This is a genomic window from Nocardioides turkmenicus (assembly GCF_011045035.1).
Classification (GTDB): domain Bacteria; phylum Actinomycetota; class Actinomycetes; order Propionibacteriales; family Nocardioidaceae; genus Nocardioides; species Nocardioides turkmenicus.
Genome location: NZ_JAALAA010000012.1, coordinates 83,655 through 100,159, shown reverse-complemented (window position 1 = coordinate 100,159; position 16,505 = coordinate 83,655). Strand labels below are relative to the sequence as shown.

Sequence of the window (16,505 nt, the reverse complement as noted above, 5' to 3'; positions counted from 1 at the left end):
CACGCCCCTGGAGGGGCAGAGTCAGCCCATCGTCTTCTGACCGTCGATGGTCTCCCGGATGATGTCGGCGTGGCCGGCGTGCTGGGCGGTCTCGGCCAGGATGTGGGCGAACGCGCGACGGTTGGACCAGCGCGCGCCGGCCTCGAACCACGGCGCCTCGGGAAGCGGGTGGTCCGCGTCGAGGTCGACGGTGCGGATCAGCTCGTCGGTGGCCGCGGCCACCTCCTCGTACCGCGCGAGGACACCGTCCAGCGTCTCGTCCTCGGCGAGCAGGAAGTCGGCGGCGAACTCGGCGAACTTCTCCGGGGTGAGCTCCTGGGCCACCGGGCCGCGGACGATGAAGTCGGCCCATCCCCGCTCGGTGGCGGCGACGTGCTTGACCAGGCCGCCGAGGCTGAGCTCGGAGGCGGTCGGCGTGAGCCGGGCCTGCTCGTCGGTCAGGTTGCGGACGGCGAAGCGCAGGAAGCCGCGGTGCTTGGCCAGCGTCTCCAGCAGGTCGGAGCGCTCGCGGGCTGAGGTGGACGTGGCGGGCGCGGCGGTGGCGGTCATGACATGGACTCCTTGGTCGTGTTTCCCTCTGACACCCACCACGCTAGGAGGCTTTCAGGTCAGTTTCTGTCCGCTTTGAAACCGGGGTCGGAAAAGAATCCGAGGGCCATTACCCTGCTGGGATGACGAGCCCCGCGAACCCGATCCGGAGCGACGCGGTCCGCAACCGCGACCTCCTCGTCGCCGCCGGCCGCGAGGTGCTCGCCGAGCAGGGCCTCGACGCCCCGATGTCCGCGGTCGCCAAGCGCGCCGGGGTCGGCCAGGGCACCCTCTACCGGCACTTCCCCGACCGGCTCAGCCTGGCCAGTGCAGTGCTGGAGGAGAACGTACGCGACATCGAGCAGGTCGCCGCCCGCCCCGAGGCGACGCTGGCCGACGTGCTCGGCGTGGTCACCTGGCAGATGGTCCGCTCGACCGCCTTCGTCGGCATCGTCCGGCTCGGAGGTGAGGCCAGCTCGCAGCACCTGGCCGATCGCGTACACACCGCCATCGACGGCCTCCCCGAGGAGACCCACGGCACCGACGACGTCATGCTCGCCATCGCGATGGTCTCCGGCGCAGTGCACGGACCGACTCCGGAGGCCCGTGAGGCCGCCGTCCGCCGGGCCTGGGACCTGCTCGGGATCGAGATCGGCCCGGTCACGCCGGGGGTCTAGAGACGCGACGAGGCCCGGACCCGCGGTCGTGCGGATCCGGGCCTCGTACGGGAGATCAGAAGTTGATCATGTGACCCGCGATGCCGTGGACGGCCTCCTTGACCGCCTCGGAGAGCGTCGGGTGGGCGAAGATGTTGCGCGAGATCTCGTCGGCGGTGAGGTCCCACTGCTGCGCGAGGGTCAGCGCCGGGAGCTGCTCGGTGACGTCGGGGCCGATCATGTGGGCACCGAGGAGCTCGTTGTGCTCGGCGTCGGCGACGATCTTCACGAAGCCGACCGCGTCGCCCAGGCCCTGGGCCTTGCCGTTGGCCGAGAACGGGAAGGACGCGACCTTGACGTCGTAGCCCTTCTCCTTGGCCTGCGCCTCGGAGTAGCCGAAGGAGGCGATCTGCGGCTGGCAGTAGGTCGCCCGCGGGACCATGTCGAAGTTGATCTCCATGGTCTCGGCACCGGCGATGGTCTCGGCGGCGACGATGCCCATGGCCTCGGCCACGTGGGCGAGCATGAACTTCCCGGTGCAGTCACCGATGGCGTACACGTTCTCGATGTTGGTGCGGCCACGGCCGTCGACCGCGATGGCCTTGCGCTCGGTGAGCTCGACGCCGACGTTCTCCAGGCCGTAGCCCTCCACCCGCGGCGCGAAGCCGAAGGCGGCCAGGAACTTGTCGGCCTCGAGGACGGTCTCGTCGCCACCGGCGGCCGGCGCGACGGTCACCTTCACGCCCGAGCCGGTGTCCTCGACACCCTTGACGGCGGTCGAGGTGAGGACCTTGACGCCCAGCTTCTTGTAGTGCTTGGCCAGCTCCTTGGACACGTCGGCGTCCTCGGTGGGCACCATCCGGTCGAGGAACTCGACGATGGTGACGTCGACGCCGAAGTTCTTCAGGACGTACGCGAACTCCACGCCGATCGCGCCGGAGCCGCCGATCACGATGGACTTGGGCAGGTTGGCGTCGAGGATCTGCTCCTCGTAGGTGACGATGTTCTGGCCGTTCGGCACGACACCCGGGACGCTGCGGACCGTGGCGCCGGTGGCGATGATCAGGTTGTCGAAGGTGTAGTCGGTGTTGGCACCGTCCTTCGCGACCGTGATCGACTTCGGGCCGGTCAGCGTGCCCCAGCCGTCGATCTCGGTGATCTTGTTCTTCTTCATCAGGAAGTGGACGCCCTTGACGATCCCGGCGCTCACCTGGCGGGAGCGCGCGTGGGTCGGCCCGAAGGACATCGTGGCGTCACCCTCGATCCCGAACTTCTGCTTCTCCTTCGGGTCGTTGAGGGTGTGGGCCAGCTCCGCGTTCTTCAGCAGCGCCTTGGACGGGATGCACCCGACGTTGAGGCAGACACCGCCCCAGTACTTGTCTTCGACGACGGCGACGGACTTGCCGAGCTGAGCGGCACGGATGGCGGCGACGTAGCCACCGGGGCCAGCGCCGAGGACGAGAACATCAAAGTGGGTCACGGCTACCAGAGTAGTCCGCCGTTAGCAGATAGATCCCAAGCGGGTGAGGACTGGGCGGTAACCTCGTGACCCGTGACTCTCTATGCGGCCTATGGCGTCAATCTCGACCCGGCGCTGATGAGTGAGCGGTGCCCGCACTCGCCGTTGCGCACGACCGGTTGGCTCGACGGTTGGCGGCTCACCTTCGGTGGCGAGGACAACGTGCTCGGCGACGGTCCGACGACCACGATCGTGCCGGACCCGTTCGAGCAGGTCTTCGTCGCGGTCTACGACGTCGTCGACCAGGACATGGAGGCCCTGGAGAAGTGGGAGCTGGCCGACATCGGCCTCTACTTCAAGACCAAGGTGCGCATCTCCGCGCTCGCCGGGGAGCTGCTCTGCGAGACCTATGTCCTGGACACGTACGAGGGTGGCATCCCGGACGCCCGCCATCTGGGTGCGCTGGCCGATGCCGCCGAGGCGGCCGGGGCGCCGGACGACTACGTGCATGCGCTGCGTACGCGTCCGTGCAGGTCCAACGACTGACCGCGTCTAGACTCAGCGAGTGACCACGCCTTACGAACTCGCCAAGGAAGCCGCCGCCGCGCTCGCGGAGAAGACCGGCGTCGAGAAGCACGACATCGCGCTGGTGCTGGGCTCGGGCTGGCTGCCCGCCGTCGACGCGCTCGGCGAGGACTACACCGAGATCGCCACCACCGACCTGCCCGGCTTCAGCGCCGCCGCGGTCGCCGGTCACAGCGGCAAGATCCGCTCGATCCGGTCGGCTTCCGGGCAGAACCTGCTGGTCTTCCTGAGCCGCACGCACTACTACGAGGGCAAGGGCGTCGCCGCCGTGGTCCACCCGGTCCGCACCGCGGCCGCGGCCGGCTGCGAGACCATCGTGCTCACCAACGGCTGCGGCGGGCTCAACCCGTCCTGGTCGCCGGGCACCCCGGTCCTGATCCGCGACCACATCAACCTGACCGCGACGTCGCCGCTGGTCGGGGCCAACTTCGTCGATCTCACCGACCTCTACTCCGCGCGGCTGCGCGGACTCGCCAAGGAGGTCGACGCCACGCTGGACGAGGGTGTGTACGTCCAGTTCCCCGGCCCCCACTACGAGACCCCGGCCGAGGTGAAGATGGCCGGGATCCTCGGCGGCGACCTGGTCGGCATGTCGACCACCCTCGAGGCGATCGCGGCCCGCGAGGCCGGCATGGAGATCCTCGGGATCTCGCTGGTCACCAACCTGGCCGCCGGCATCTCCGACCAGCCGCTCGACCACGCCGAGGTCCTCGAGGCCGGCCGCAACGCCGCCACCCGGATGGGCGCACTTCTCGGCGACCTGTTGCCCAAGATCTGAGCCTCTGGGCACCCGATGACCTAGGGTCGGATCCATGGTCCCCACCGATCAATCCGCGCTTGTCGTCCTGGCCCGGGAATGGCTCGCCGACGACCCCGACGCCCAGACCCGCGCTGAGCTCGAGGCCCTGCTGTCCTCCACCGACCCGAGCGCGATCGCCGAGCTGGCCGACAGGTTCTCGGGCACGCTGCAGTTCGGGACCGCCGGGCTGCGCGGGGCGCTGGGCGCCGGGCCGAACCGGATGAACCGGGTGGTCGTGATCAAGGCCGCCGCAGGACTGGCTCGCTACCTGCTCGCCACCGGCGCGCAGGGGCCGGTGGTGATCGGCTACGACGCGCGGCACAACTCCGACGTCTTCGCCCAGGACACCGCCGAGGTGATGACGGGCGCGGGTCTGCACGCGCTGGTGATGCCGCGCTCGCTGCCGACCCCGGTGCTGGCCTACGCGGTCAAGGCCCTGGACGCGAGCGCCGGCGTGATGGTGACCGCCAGCCACAACCCGCCGCAGGACAACGGCTACAAGGTCTACCTCGGTGACGGTTCGCAGATCGTGCCGCCGGCCGACATCGAGATCGCCAGGCGGATCGCGGCGGTCGACAAGGTGAGCTCGGTCCCGCAGGGGCCGGCCGGCCAGACGATCAGCGAGGACCTGGTCGACAGCTACCTCGACACGGTCGTCGGGCTCCTCGACGAGGCCGGTCCCCGTGACCTCAGGACGGTCTACACCCCGCTGCACGGCGTCGGCGGCGACCTGGTGCACCTGGCGATGAAGTTCGCCGGCTTCCCCGACCCGGTCGTGGTCAAGGAGCAGGAGCGCCCCGACCCCGACTTCCCGACCGTCGCCTTCCCCAACCCGGAGGAGCCCGGTGCGATGGACCGGGCGATGGCGCTGGCCGGCAAGAAGGGCGCCGACCTCGTCATCGCCAACGACCCCGACGCCGACCGCTGCGCCGCCGCGATCCCGGTCGGCAAGAAGTGGCGGATGCTGACCGGTGACGAGGTCGGTGTGCTGCTGGCGACCCACCTGATCAACAAGGGCGTGACCGGGACGTACGCCGCCTCGATCGTCTCCTCCTCGCTGCTCGGCAAGATCGCCGCCGCCGCCGGGCAGCCCTACACCGAGACGCTCACCGGCTTCAAGTGGATCTCGCGTGCGCCGGGGCTCGTGTTCGGCTACGAGGAGGCGCTGGGCTACTGCGTCGACCCCGAGCACGTACGCGACAAGGACGGCATCTCGGCGCTCCTGCTCCTGTGCGAGCTGGCCGCGTCGCTCAAGGCGGAGGGCCGCAGCCTGGCCGACCTGCTCGACGAGATCGCGGTCGACCACGGTCTGCACGCCACCAGCCAGCTCTCCATCCGGCTCGAGGACCCGGCCCAGATCGCGGCCGCGACGCAGCGGCTCCGCGACCGGCCGGTGACCGCGCTGGCCGGTGCCGCCGTGCAGCAGCTCGACGACCTCACCACCGGGATCGGTGGCCTGCCGCCGACCGACGGCATCCGCTACCAGCTCGCCGGCGGGTCGCGGGTGATCGTGCGGCCCAGCGGCACCGAGCCCAAGATCAAGTGCTACCTCGAGGTCGTGCAGCCGGTCGCCGACGTGTCGGCGCTGGCGGAGGCGCGTGCCGACGCCGAGATCGCCCTCGGTGCGCTCAAGGTCGACATCCGCGCGGCGATGGGACTCTAACTTCGCCGCTGGTCGAGCCGCGAGCGCCAGCGAGCGTGTCGAGACCAACACAGTTCCCTCGGCGCTCGATAGGACCGTGTTGGTCTCGACACGCCTTCGCCTAGCGGCTCCGGCGGCTCGACCAGCGTTGTCAGAGGACGAGCAGGACCGCGAAGACGACGGCCACCACGAGGGTGGCCCCGATCAGCGGCCAGTCCCAGCTGCGGCGTACGTCCTCGGCGAGGGCGAACTGCTCGTCGGAGTCGCGCTTGATCCCGCGCCGGTCCCGGGCGTCCTGGGCCAGCCCGTTGAGGCGGTCCTCGACGAAGTCGGCGTGGTTGCTCAGCGGCTTGTGCTCGCGCTTGGCACCCTTGACCGCCTCGCGCAGCGGGCGCCCGACAGCGCCGCTGACGAAGGTGCGGCCGCCGGCGTAGGCGCCGAGGGTGCGGCCGACCGAGACGCTCTCCAGGGCAGCCATCGGGAAGCGCACCGTGGAGTAGAGGTGGTGGAGCACGAAGTCGCCCTCGCTGACACCGACCTTGGTGCGGAAGAACGCGGCGTACGCCACCAGCGCGAAGAGCACGCCGCCGGCGGTGGTCTCGGGGTGCCAGCCGGTGGCCGCGTCGATCACGATGATCGCGATCGCGGCCCCTGCGGAGAGGAAACCCCAAGCGGTGCTGCTGGAGTTGCGGAACCACTCCTCGGGCTGATCGTCAGTCACGGCGCAAACATTAGCCCGCGACCCGAGAATGCCTATGCTGAGGCCGTGCCTACCTCCACAGAGATCGCCAAGCTGATCGACCACACCCTCCTCAAGCCCGAGGCGACGCACGCCGACGTCGAGGCGCTGATCGTGGAGGCCGCCGAGCTCGGCACCTACTCGGTGTGCGTCTCCCCCTCGATGCTGCCGGTGACGGCGCCGGCCGAGCTGAAGCTCGCGGTGGTGTGCGGCTTCCCGAGCGGCAAGCACATCTCCGCGGTCAAGGCCGCCGAGGCGGCGGCCGCGGTCGAGGCCGGTGCGGACGAGATCGACATGGTCATCGACATCGGCGCCGCGAAGGAGAAGCGCTATGCCGACGTGGAGGCCGACATCGCCGCCGTCCGCGCCGCGGCTCCGTCCCCGACGGTGCTGAAGGTGATCATCGAGTCGGCCGCTCTCGAGGACGACGAGATCATCGGCACCTGCCAGGCCGCCGTCCGTGCCGGCGCCGACTTCGTGAAGACGTCCACCGGCTTCCACCCCGCCGGCGGCGCGACCGTCCACGCGGTGGAGCTGATGCGCAAGACCGTCGGTCCCGACGTCGGTGTCAAGGCCTCGGGCGGCGTACGCACCATGGAGCAGGCCGAGCAGATGATCGCCGCCGGCGCCAACCGGCTCGGCGTCTCCGGCTCGCGCGCGCTGCTGGCCGGGGCGCCAGGATCGGGTTCCGGCGCCGGCTACTGAGTGCCGGCTACGGGGTTTCGAGCGCTCTCGGGGAGAATGCTCCGGTGCGTGCTCAGGTCATCGTCCTCGCCGGCCCTTCCGGGGCCGGCAAGTCCCGTCTCGCCGAGCGGCTGGGCCTGCCGGTCCTCCGCCTGGACGACTTCTACAAGGACGGCTCCGACCCCTCGCTCCCCCGGATCACCGAGGGCCCGAACGCCGGGCTGGTCGACTGGGACCACCCCGACTCCTGGCTCCCCGCCGACGCGGTGAAGGCGATCGCCACGCTCTGCGAGACGGGCACCGCCGACGTACCCGTCTACGACATCGCCCACGACGGTCGCACCGGCTGGCAGGAGCTGACGCTCGGGGACGAGCGGTTCTTCGTCGCCGAGGGGATCTTCGCCCAGGACATCGTGGCCGAGTGCCGTGACGCGGGGCTGCTGGCCGCGGCGTACTGCGTCACCCAGTCGCCGACGGTGACCTTCTGGCGCCGGCTGACCCGCGATCTGCGCGAGCACCGCAAACCACCGTTCGTGCTGGTCAAACGGGGCCTGGCGCTGATGCGCGCGCAGCCGCAGGTCGTGGCCGACGCGGTCGCGAAGGGCTGCACCGCGGTCTACCCGAAGCACGGCTACCTCGCGATCCGGCGCCTCATAGAGCCGCGTACGCGTCCTTGATCTCGTGGATCAGGTCGACCCGCTCGTCGTAGGGCAGGAACGCGGACTTCATCGCGTTGGTCGTCAGCCGCTGGAGCTCGGGCAGCCCCCAGCCGAAGGCCTCCACGATCCCGGCCATCTCCGCCGACATCGAGGTGCGTGACATCAGCCGGTTGTCGGTGTTGATCGTGACCCGGAACCCGAGGTCGTAGAGCAGCCCGATCGGGTGCTCGGCGATCGACTTCGCGGCCCCGGTCTGCACGTTGGAGCGCGGGCAGAGCTCGAGCGGGATCCGCCGGTCCCGGACGTACGAGGCGAGCCGCCCGAGCCGCGGCGCCTCGCCCTCCTCGAGGGTGATGTCGTCGACGATGCGTACGCCGTGACCGAGCCGGTCGCAGCCGCACGGGTGCACCGCCTCCCAGATCGAGGGCAGCCCGAAGCCCTCGCCGGCGTGGATGGTGAAGCGCATGTTGTCGGCGGCCAGCTGCTCGAACGCCGCCAGGAATCGGCTCGGGGGGAAGCCCTTCTCCGGCCCGGCGATGTCGAAGCCGGCGACGCCACGGTCGCGCCAGGTCACCGCGAGCTCGGCGATCTCGGCGGCACGAGCGGCCTGCCGCATGGCGGTGAGCAGCTGACGTACGACGATCTTCCTGCCGGTCGCCGCGACCGCCGCCGTGCCCTCGTCGAACCCGGTCTGGACGGCCGCGACGACCTCGTCGAGCTCGTGACCGTTGGCCAGATGGAGCTCGGGGGCCCAGCGGACCTCCGCGTAGACGACCCCGTCCTCGGCCAGGTCCTCGACGCACTCGCGGGCCACCCGGGTCAGCGCGGGCACGGTCTGCATGACCGCCAGCGTGTGCGCGAAGGTGTCCAGATAACGCTCCAGCGAGCCCGAGTCGGCGCTGGTCACGAACCATTCCTCCAGCGCGACCGGGTCGTCCTGGGTCCCCTCCGGAAGCTGGTGGCCCACCTCGGCGGCGAGCTCGATGAGGGTCGAAGGACGTACGCCACCGTCGAGGTGGTCGTGGAGCAGCACCTTCGGCGCGGCCTTGATCTGCATGTCGGACGGTTTCATGGGCCTATTGTTCCCTATCGGACTAGATTCCGGGGGTGCGCAAATTCACCACTCTCGAAGAAGTCTCCGCCGCCGCAGGCACCGAGATCGGCACCGGCGAATGGCTGCAGGTCGACCAGGAGCGCGTCAACGCGTTCGCCGACGCCACCGGCGACCACCAGTGGATCCACGTCGACGAGGAGCGGGCCAAGGACGGTCCGTTCGGCGGCACCATCGCCCACGGCTACCTGACGCTATCGCTGATCCCCTACCTCGGCCTGAGCGTCTACTCGCTGGAGACGCCGGGGGCGAAGCTCAACTACGGCCTCAACAAGGTGCGTTTCCCCACGCCCGTCCTGGTCGGCTCCCGCATCCGTCCGGTCATCTCCTTCGGCGACGTCACCGAGCTGCCGACCGGGCTGCAGCTCGTCGTGAAGACCACGATCGAGATCGAGGGCTCCGCCAAGCCGGCATGTGTCGCCGAGTCGGTCGTCCTGCTCCTCGAGGACTGAGGACCGCGAGGGGCGCGGCCCCGCGCCGAACGCGTCGGTGCACAGCTGGACGAGGTGGCGTACGCCGGGCATCCCGAGCGCCCAGCCGGCCATCGCCCAGCGCAGGTCGATGTGGTTCAGGGCGCGGGCGACCGCGGCCACGCCGCTGGCTCTGACGCCCGCGGACTCGTACGTCACCCGGTAGAGCACCTCGGGGTGCTCGGCCGCCGGTCTGATCTCGAGCCCGTGCAGGTCGTGCCGGAGGAACCAGCGGCCGACCTCCGAGCAGATCCCGCAGTCGGCGGCCACCCACAGGGTCGCCCGGCCGGCCGCCCCGTCGGGCACCGCCGGGCGCCATCGCGGGACCCACGACGGGACCGTGGAGCGGTAGGCGACCCACCGGTCACCGAAGGCCTCCCGCAGCTGGGCGCCCTCGTGCCAGGCGGCCAGTCCTGCTGAATAGGCGAATGCCGCGACGGCCGGGACCAGCAGCCGCGGATCGCCGAAGGTGACTGCCAGGGCGACGAAGACCAGCACCATGCTGATCTGCATCGGGTTGCGGACGTAGGCGTACGGACCGGACGTGACGAGCCGGTCGGGCGGGTCGTACGGCAGCGGGGTACCCCTCCCGACGATGGCCAGCTCGCGCATCGCCGCGACGCTCGGCAGCGCACAGACGACGGCGATCTGGACACCGGCAGAGGTGACCAGGTCGGGCCAGCGCGGCTCGGGCGCGAGGACTGCCAGCGGACCGCCGACGATGAGGCTGCCGGCGACCAGTGCCTGCGCCCAGCCGCGGACCACGACGTGGCGGTCGAGCAGGGTCCAGCGGGCCAGGACCATGGCAGGAACCAGCACGACAGCGACGGCGAGGAGCTCGCCGACGAGCCAGGCCTCGCCGAGACCGACAGCCGGATGGGCCAGCGGCATCGCGCCCAGGTCGAGCCAGACCAGCCCGGCCGCGATCCCGACCGCCGGCCAACCCGACCGCAGCAGGAGCGCCGGCAGCGCACCCCACAGCACCGCCCACGCCAGCCACAGGTCGACGGCGATCCCCTGCCACACGGCTCCGTCGACGTCGAAGACCCACCAGCCCAGCCGCTGTGCGAGCAGGTTGACCGGGAGCAGCGCCAGGAGCGCCCACACCGAGGCGACGATCGTCGCGGCCAGCTCGCGATGGGTCGGCGGGCGCCACACGCACAGCACCACGACCGCGACGACCGGCAGGGCGAGCCCCAGGCTGCGTACAAGGGCAGGGTCGGTGCTCATCGTCCTCACCGGCTCGCCGCGGCGGCGAAGGTGTCGGCGAGGTAGTCGGCCGCGAGGCCGGTGGTGTGCTGCTGGAGCGGTCCGAAGTACCACGACGGGTCGTAGGTGCGCGCCCAGTCGAGGGTCCAGGTGGTCTCCGTCCGGTCGCCGGCCCGGTGCCACTCGACGGTCGCGGTCCGCAGGTCCATCCACCGCGACAGCGTGCTGTCGGCGGTGACCTCGAAGACGACACGCCCGGAGGCGCTCTCGACCTCGGACTCCGTGACGCGCAGCGTCATCGACCGCGGCGTCGGCTCGGCGCCGATCCCGAGCGACTTGCGGTCGTTGAACCTCACGACTCGGTGGTCACCGACCTCCAGCCCGGACCCGGTCGCCGAGACCGGCCGCGGGAAGGGCACGGTCTTCAGCAGGACGGCGTCGAAGGGACCGTACGCGGGTGGGGCGGCCAGCGCCGCGGCGTACTCCTCCGGGGTGGCCTCGACCATGACCGTCGCGGAGGCGGCCGACTCGCGCGGCAGATAGCTCACCCCGGCGACGCCCTCGACGAGGGCGGCCGCGAGCAGCGGGACGGCGACGACGGCATGGTGATGCTTCCATGCAGGCGTGGTCAGCGCGGTCACGATCCAGGCGATCAGGGCGGCCACACCGTAGATCAGCGGCGCGGCCATCACCAGGCAGACGACGCCCTCGTCCAAGAGCGGTCCGGCCAGCGCGAGCCCGACCGTGGTGACGGCGAGCGTCAGCCCGACGGCGCTGCGTGGCCGGGCGGTGAGCACCACGGTCACCGCGATCAGCGCCGGGATGCCGACGTAGAACATCGCAGTCTGCTCCAGGCCGCCGGCAGCGAGCGCCTTGGCGACCAGGATCGCGCAGAAGACGGCGAGCAGGTACGCGGCGAGAACGAGGCGCGCACGGCTCGGTCTCCTTTCCTCGCGGGGGTCGTCAGTCATCGTCCGGCTCCTTGATCGCTAGGTTTAATCACTTGATTAAAGCGTACGATGAACCCATGCCGCCACGGAAGCGAACGACCGGAACCGAGAAGAGCAGCGAGGAGACCCGCCAACGCCTGCTCGACGCCGCCGACGAGGTGCTGCGGGAGAAGGGGTACGCCGGGGCCTCGGCGCGCAACATCGCCACCGCCGCCGGAGTCACCTCGGCGCTGGTCTTCTACCACTTCGGCGGCGTCGACCAGCTCCTGCTGGCAGCGCTCGACCGCGACACCGCCGGGCGGATGGAGGTCCACGGCGCGACGATGGCGGAGGTGCGTACGGTCGAGGAGTTCGCCGCCGCGGCGGTCACGATCTACCGCACCGACCTGGAGCGCGGGTCGCTGGCGAAGTTCAGCGAGATGGTGGCGGCCGCGGTCACCAACGAGGACCTCCGCAAGGAGATCACCGAGCGCGCCGAGCCGTGGCTCGACTTCGTCGCCGAGCACTGGGACCGCGTCACGCGGGGCACGCCGTTGGGCAAGCTGCTGCCCGCGCGCGACGTGGCGAACGCTGCGCTGACCTTCTACCTCGGGGTCAACCTGTTCTCCGTGATCGATCCCGACAGGCAGCGCACCGAGGACGTCTTCGCCCTCGCCCAGCGGCTGGCGCCCCGCGCGAAGCTGCTGACGATGAAGCTCCCCGGTCGGCGATAGGGCTCAGGAGTAGTCGGCCCACAGACGCTGCGTCGCGCCGTCGACGGTCATCTCCCCACCGTACGGCAGGATCCACTGCGGTCGGGTGTGGCCGAACGGTGGACCGACGACGACCACGGCTTCCGGGTTGTAGCGGTGCACCGTCTCGATCGCCGCGTCTCGCTGCTCGGCGCGCTTGGCGGCACGCTCCTCGGCGGTGGGCTGTCGCTCGAAGTCGGAGGTCGGCGGCCGCGCGACGACGACCGCGTCGATCGCCTCGAGCAGGCCGCGCTCGCCCAGCGACCGCGTGATCCAGGCGAACTCGCGCGCCGGGATGAGCTCCTCGGAGGTCTCGAGCAGGAGTACGCCACCCTCGAGCACTCCCGGATCGGCCGGGAAACGCCCGGCGGTGAGCGCCCACTGGAGGATCTCGATGCAGCCGCCCCAGGTGCGGCCGGTCACTGTACGGGCGGGCCCCGCCCAGACCCACGGCTCGGTCGCCTCACGCTCGCCGTACTCGGTCAGCGCACGCGGGTCGTTCCAGTCGCGGCCGATGTCCTCGGACTCCCCCGGCTCGGTGATCTCGAGCGTCCCGCCGGTGAGGAGCGCCGCCTTCAGCGAGGCCTCGTGGACCGGGTCGAGTCCTGGGCCGGGCCCGAGATGGACCTGCGTCGACCCGCCGTGGAACGCGGCGACGCCGTTGGTCCACAGCCAGTTGAGAAGGTTGGTGTTGTCGCTGTAGCCGAGGAACGGCTTCGGGTCCTTGCGGACCAGGTCCGCGTCGAGGTGCGGGATCACCGTGATCTGGTCCTCGCCGCCGATCGTCGCCAGCACCGCCCGGATCTCCGGGTCGGCGAACGCGGCGTTCACGTCCGCCGCCCGCTCCTGCGCCGTCGCGCCCAGCTTCCGGGTCGACGGGTATTCCACCGGCACCAACCCGGTCACCTCGGTCAGCCGCGCCAGCGCCTGCTCGTGGATCGCCGGCGCCACCCCCGGCGCCGCGAACGAGGGTGACAGCACGGCGACCTTGTCGCCCGCGACGGCCTTGGGTGGCTTGACGATCTCCATGACCGAAGTCTGGCCGTGCGGTGGCCGGCGGTGCCAACTGTTATCGGTCCGACCCCCGGCAGGCGAGGTGTGACACGCTGTTACACCGACTATCCGGTCGTTCTGAGAGGGCGAGTAGTCCCACGAACGACGTGTTACAGCCCGCGGAGGCGCACACGGCGCCGGCCTCGCGACTCGACCAGCGGTGCGGATCAGCTGATGCGGTCGAGGATCAGCGGCGTCGCCTCGTACGCAGCCCCGTCCCCGATCTCGTAGCCACCCTCCAGCGCGGCCAGCGCCCGGTCGAAGCGCTCGGGCGTGTCGGTGTGGAGCGTGAACAGGGGCGCACCAGCAGTGACCGAGTCACCCGGGCGAGCGTGCCAGGTGACCCCGGCTCCGGCCTGGACGGCGTCCTCCTTGCGCTCGCGACCGGCACCGAGACGCCAGGCGGCGAGGCCGACGGCCATCGCGTCGAGCCGGGTCAGCACACCCGAGGTCGGCGCGGTGACCACGTGGGTCTCGCGCGCGACCGGAAGCGGTGCCGACGGGTCGCCGCCCTGGGCCGAGATCATCGCGCGCCAGGCGTCCATGGCCTTGCCGGAGGCGAGCACGTCGGCCGGATCCGGACCGGACACGCCGGCGGCCGTCAGCATCTCCCGGGCCAGCGCGACGGTGAGCTCGACGACGTCGGCAGGGCCGCCGCCGGCGAGGACCTCGACGGACTCGGTGACCTCGATCGCGTTGCCCGCGGTCAGACCGAGCGGCGTGGCCATGTCGGTCACGAGCGCGACCGTGTTGACCCCCGCGTCGGTGCCGAGGTCGACCATGGTGCGCGCCAGCTCCTGCGCGGAGTCGAGGGTCTTCATGAAGGCGCCGGCACCGACCTTCACGTCGAGCACGAGCGCCCCGGTGCCCTCGGCGATCTTCTTGGACATGATCGAGGAGGCGATCAGCGGGATCGACTCGACGGTGCCGGTGACGTCGCGCAGCGCGTAGAGCTTGCGGTCGGCCGGGGCCAGGCCCTCACCGGCCGCGCAGATCACCGCTCCGACCGACCCCAGCTGGGCCAGCATCTCCTCGTTGGACAGCGACGCGCGCCACCCGGGGATCGACTCGAGCTTGTCGAGCGTGCCCCCGGTGTGGCCGAGCCCGCGCCCGGACAGCTGCGGCACCGCCACCCCGCACGCGGCGACCAGCGGCGCCAGCGGCAGCGTGATCTTGTCGCCCACACCGCCGGTGGAGTGCTTGTCGGCCGTCGGCCGGTCCAGGGAGTCGAACGACATCCGCTCCCCCGACGCGATCATCGCCGCAGTCCACCGCGCGATCTCGCGCCGCGACATCCCGTTGAGCAGGATCGCCATGTTGAGCGCCGACATCTGCTCCTCGGCCACGACCCCCTGGGTGTACGCCGCGATCATCCAGTCGATCTGCGAGTCGCTCAGCTCGCCACCGTCGCGCTTGGCGAGGATCACCTCGACCGCATCATGTTCCGCCATGCGGACAGCGTAAGGCGCGACCACCGTAGGTCCCTACCGGGCGCCGTCCGGCCTGATCAGGCCAGGGCCTCCGGGCCGAAGGCGTCGGGAAGGACCTCGGACATCGGCTTCACGCCCGAGACGGTCATCAGGAGCAGGTCCGGGCCGCCGTTCTCCCAGAGGAGCTGGCGGCAGCGGCCGCAGGGCATGATGACCTCGCCGGAGCCGTTGACGCAGACGAAGTGGGTGAGCCGGCCGCCGCCGGTCATGTGCAGCGAGGAGACCAGCCCACACTCGGCGCACAGCGTGACGCCGTAGGCCGCGTTCTCCACGTTGCACCCTTGCAGCAGACGCCCGTCGTCCGCGTAGCCGGCGGCTCCGACAGGGAAGTTGGAGTAGGGCGCGTACGCACGTTTTGCGGCCTCGAGGGCATGCGCACGCAGGCCTTCCCAGTCAAAGCCGTCTGCGGCGTACGTCTGCTTCTCGGTCATGGTTCGACCTTAAAGCCTGTCCGGACATCTGGATTGGATGCCCTGAGGCTTAGGCTTCGCCCAGATCAAAAGTTGGTAACCGTTCGCGGAATCCCTGGCGTTGCTCGGTCAATGGGGAGAGCGTTCGAACATGAATGTCCTTTGCGCCGTGATTTGCGGGGCAACGACCTGGAGGCACCAGTGAAGAACACCATGAAGAAGGCCGCCGCCGGCGGCGTCGCTGCGGTCCTGTCCGCTGCCGCCCTCGCCGCGTGCGGCGAAGCGCCGTCCGAGCGCGCTGGGGAAGGCAAGAGCGACTACCTTCCCTGCATCGTCTCCGACGAGGGCGGGTTCGACGACAAGTCGTTCAACCAGCTCAGCTACGAGGGCGTGAAGGAGGCGGCCGACGAGCTTGGCTCGGACTTCAAGGACGTCGAGTCCAACAGCCCCAACGACTACACCTCCAACCTCGAGGGCCTGGTCGGTCAGGGCTGCGACACGATCGTGACCGTCGGCTTCGCGCTCTCGGCCGCGACGATCGAGTCCGCCAAGGCCAACCCCGAGACCGAGTACGTCCTGATCGACGACGCGGCCGACGCAAACTTCGACGGCAAGACCGACGCCGAGAACATCAAGCCGATCCTCTACGACACCGCGCAGGCCGCCTTCCTGGCCGGCTACGCCGCTGCCGACTACACCAAGACCGGCGTCGTCGGCACCTACGGCGGCCAGCCGTTCCCGACCGTGACGATCTTCATGGACGGCTTCAAGCAGGGCGTGGAGTACTACGCGAAGACGAAGAAGAAGGACGTCAAGGTCGTCGGCTACGAGGGCGGCGAGAAGGGCTCCTTCACCGGCGAGTTCGTCGCCAACGAGAAGGCCACCAACACCGCCCGCCAGATCATCGAGCAGAACGCCGACGTGATCCTGCCGGTCGGCGGCCCGATCTACCAGGGCGCGCTCACCGCGATCGAGGACTCCGGCAAGGAGGTCGCGCTGATCGGTGTCGACGCCGACTTCTACGAGACCGACCCGAAGACCCAGGACGTGGTCCTCACCTCGATCCTGAAGAACATGAAGACGTCGACCACCGACGTCATCCTGGCCGCCGGTGAGGACAAGTTCGACGCGACGCCGTACGTCGGCACGCTCGAGAACGAGGGCGTCGGTCTGGCGCCGTTCCACAACTTCGAGTCGAAGGTCTCCGACACTCTTCCCGCCGAGCTCGAGGAAGTGTCCGCCGGCATCGTCGACGGCTCGATCAAGGTCAACTCCTACCTGGCGAAGTGACCCACTCGGTGGCCCGCACGTCGGGGCCACCACGACGAGG

Annotated in this window: 17 protein-coding genes and 1 pseudogene; 9 read left to right on the top strand and 9 right to left on the bottom strand. The window is 70.3% G+C overall.

What is annotated here, in order from left to right; translation table 11 throughout:
- Nucleotides 1-21: 21 nt before the first annotated feature.
- On the bottom strand, nt 22-549 hold the full coding sequence (locus G5C66_RS15375; protein ID WP_165111839.1) for a DinB family protein: 528 nt from the start codon (nt 547-549) through the stop codon (nt 22-24).
- 122 nt (nt 550-671) lie between these two features.
- Between G5C66_RS15375 and G5C66_RS15370 the strand changes: the two genes are divergently transcribed.
- Nucleotides 672-1,205: a helix-turn-helix domain-containing protein gene (locus G5C66_RS15370; protein ID WP_165111838.1), complete on the top strand. Its 534-nt coding sequence runs from the start codon at nt 672-674 to the stop codon at nt 1,203-1,205.
- Nucleotides 1,206-1,260: 55 nt separating this feature from the next.
- On the opposite strand, the gene lpdA is transcribed toward G5C66_RS15370, so the two are convergent.
- Nucleotides 1,261-2,664, bottom strand: a complete 1,404-nt coding sequence (lpdA, locus tag G5C66_RS15365) for a dihydrolipoyl dehydrogenase (protein ID WP_165111837.1) — start codon at nt 2,662-2,664, stop codon at nt 1,261-1,263.
- Between the two features lie 72 nt (nt 2,665-2,736).
- Between lpdA and G5C66_RS15360 the strand changes: the two genes are divergently transcribed.
- From G5C66_RS15360 to G5C66_RS15350, 3 genes are read left to right on the top strand one after another with little or no spacing between them, the layout of a single operon-like run.
- Entirely contained in the window at nt 2,737-3,189 is a 453-nt protein-coding gene (locus tag G5C66_RS15360) for a gamma-glutamylcyclotransferase (RefSeq protein ID WP_165111836.1), read from the top strand.
- 19 nt (nt 3,190-3,208) lie between these two features.
- Nucleotides 3,209-4,006 (top strand): purine-nucleoside phosphorylase, encoded by a 798-nt coding sequence (locus G5C66_RS15355; protein ID WP_165111835.1) that lies wholly within the window; start codon nt 3,209-3,211, stop codon nt 4,004-4,006.
- Nucleotides 4,007-4,040: 34 nt separating this feature from the next.
- Nucleotides 4,041-5,690: a phospho-sugar mutase gene (locus G5C66_RS15350; protein WP_165111834.1), complete on the top strand. Its 1,650-nt coding sequence runs from the start codon at nt 4,041-4,043 to the stop codon at nt 5,688-5,690.
- A gap of 130 nt (nt 5,691-5,820) precedes the next feature.
- On the opposite strand, the gene G5C66_RS15345 is transcribed toward G5C66_RS15350, so the two are convergent.
- Entirely contained in the window at nt 5,821-6,390 is a 570-nt protein-coding gene (locus G5C66_RS15345; protein ID WP_165111833.1) for a hypothetical protein, read from the bottom strand.
- 45 nt (nt 6,391-6,435) lie between these two features.
- Here G5C66_RS15345 and deoC point away from each other — a divergent pair, with 45 nt between their 5' ends.
- Both deoC and G5C66_RS15335 read left to right on the top strand, forming a co-directional pair.
- The gene (gene deoC / locus G5C66_RS15340) at nt 6,436-7,113 is read left to right on the top strand and encodes a deoxyribose-phosphate aldolase (RefSeq protein WP_165111832.1); all 678 of its coding nucleotides are present in this window, start codon (nt 6,436-6,438) and stop codon (nt 7,111-7,113) included.
- Nucleotides 7,114-7,157: 44 nt separating this feature from the next.
- The gene (locus tag G5C66_RS15335) at nt 7,158-7,769 is read left to right on the top strand and encodes an ATP-binding protein (RefSeq protein WP_165111831.1); all 612 of its coding nucleotides are present in this window, start codon (nt 7,158-7,160) and stop codon (nt 7,767-7,769) included.
- Here the strand turns inward: G5C66_RS15335 and G5C66_RS15330 are convergent.
- Nucleotides 7,744-8,823 carry an adenosine deaminase gene (locus G5C66_RS15330; protein ID WP_165111830.1) on the bottom strand — a complete coding sequence of 360 codons (1,080 nt, stop codon included), beginning with the start codon at nt 8,821-8,823 and terminating at the stop codon, nt 7,744-7,746. The genes G5C66_RS15335 and G5C66_RS15330 overlap by 26 nt on opposite strands.
- A 35-nt stretch (nt 8,824-8,858) precedes the next feature.
- Between G5C66_RS15330 and G5C66_RS26865 the strand changes: the two are divergent.
- Nucleotides 8,859-9,152: pseudogene (locus tag G5C66_RS26865) on the top strand (MaoC family dehydratase); the annotation flags it as partial.
- Here the strand turns inward: G5C66_RS26865 and G5C66_RS26860 are convergent.
- Both G5C66_RS26860 and G5C66_RS15315 read right to left on the bottom strand, forming a co-directional pair.
- Entirely contained in the window at nt 9,057-10,136 is a 1,080-nt protein-coding gene (locus G5C66_RS26860) for a methyltransferase family protein (protein ID WP_338144194.1), read from the bottom strand. The pseudogene G5C66_RS26865 and the gene G5C66_RS26860 sit on opposite strands and share 96 nt — an antisense overlap.
- 431 nt (nt 10,137-10,567) lie before the next feature.
- On the bottom strand, nt 10,568-11,512 hold the full coding sequence (locus tag G5C66_RS15315) for a hypothetical protein (protein WP_165111828.1): 945 nt from the start codon (nt 11,510-11,512) through the stop codon (nt 10,568-10,570).
- 56 nt (nt 11,513-11,568) lie between these two features.
- Here G5C66_RS15315 and G5C66_RS15310 point away from each other — a divergent pair, with 56 nt between their 5' ends.
- Nucleotides 11,569-12,204: a TetR/AcrR family transcriptional regulator gene (locus G5C66_RS15310; RefSeq protein ID WP_165111827.1), complete on the top strand. Its 636-nt coding sequence runs from the start codon at nt 11,569-11,571 to the stop codon at nt 12,202-12,204.
- A 3-nt stretch (nt 12,205-12,207) separates the two neighbouring features.
- Here the strand turns inward: G5C66_RS15310 and G5C66_RS15305 are convergent, their stop codons facing one another.
- The 3 genes from G5C66_RS15305 to G5C66_RS15295 form a co-directional block, all read right to left on the bottom strand.
- Nucleotides 12,208-13,251: a S66 family peptidase gene (locus G5C66_RS15305; protein ID WP_165111826.1), complete on the bottom strand. Its 1,044-nt coding sequence runs from the start codon at nt 13,249-13,251 to the stop codon at nt 12,208-12,210.
- Nucleotides 13,252-13,442: 191 nt separating this feature from the next.
- Nucleotides 13,443-14,726: a thymidine phosphorylase gene (locus G5C66_RS15300; RefSeq protein WP_165111825.1), complete on the bottom strand. Its 1,284-nt coding sequence runs from the start codon at nt 14,724-14,726 to the stop codon at nt 13,443-13,445.
- Between the two features lie 56 nt (nt 14,727-14,782).
- Nucleotides 14,783-15,196 carry a cytidine deaminase gene (locus G5C66_RS15295; RefSeq protein WP_165111824.1) on the bottom strand — a complete coding sequence of 138 codons (414 nt, stop codon included), beginning with the start codon at nt 15,194-15,196 and terminating at the stop codon, nt 14,783-14,785.
- 180 nt (nt 15,197-15,376) lie between these two features.
- Between G5C66_RS15295 and G5C66_RS15290 the strand changes: the two genes are divergently transcribed.
- Nucleotides 15,377-16,465: a BMP family ABC transporter substrate-binding protein gene (locus tag G5C66_RS15290; RefSeq protein ID WP_165111823.1), complete on the top strand. Its 1,089-nt coding sequence runs from the start codon at nt 15,377-15,379 to the stop codon at nt 16,463-16,465.
- Nucleotides 16,466-16,505 lie beyond the last annotated feature (40 nt).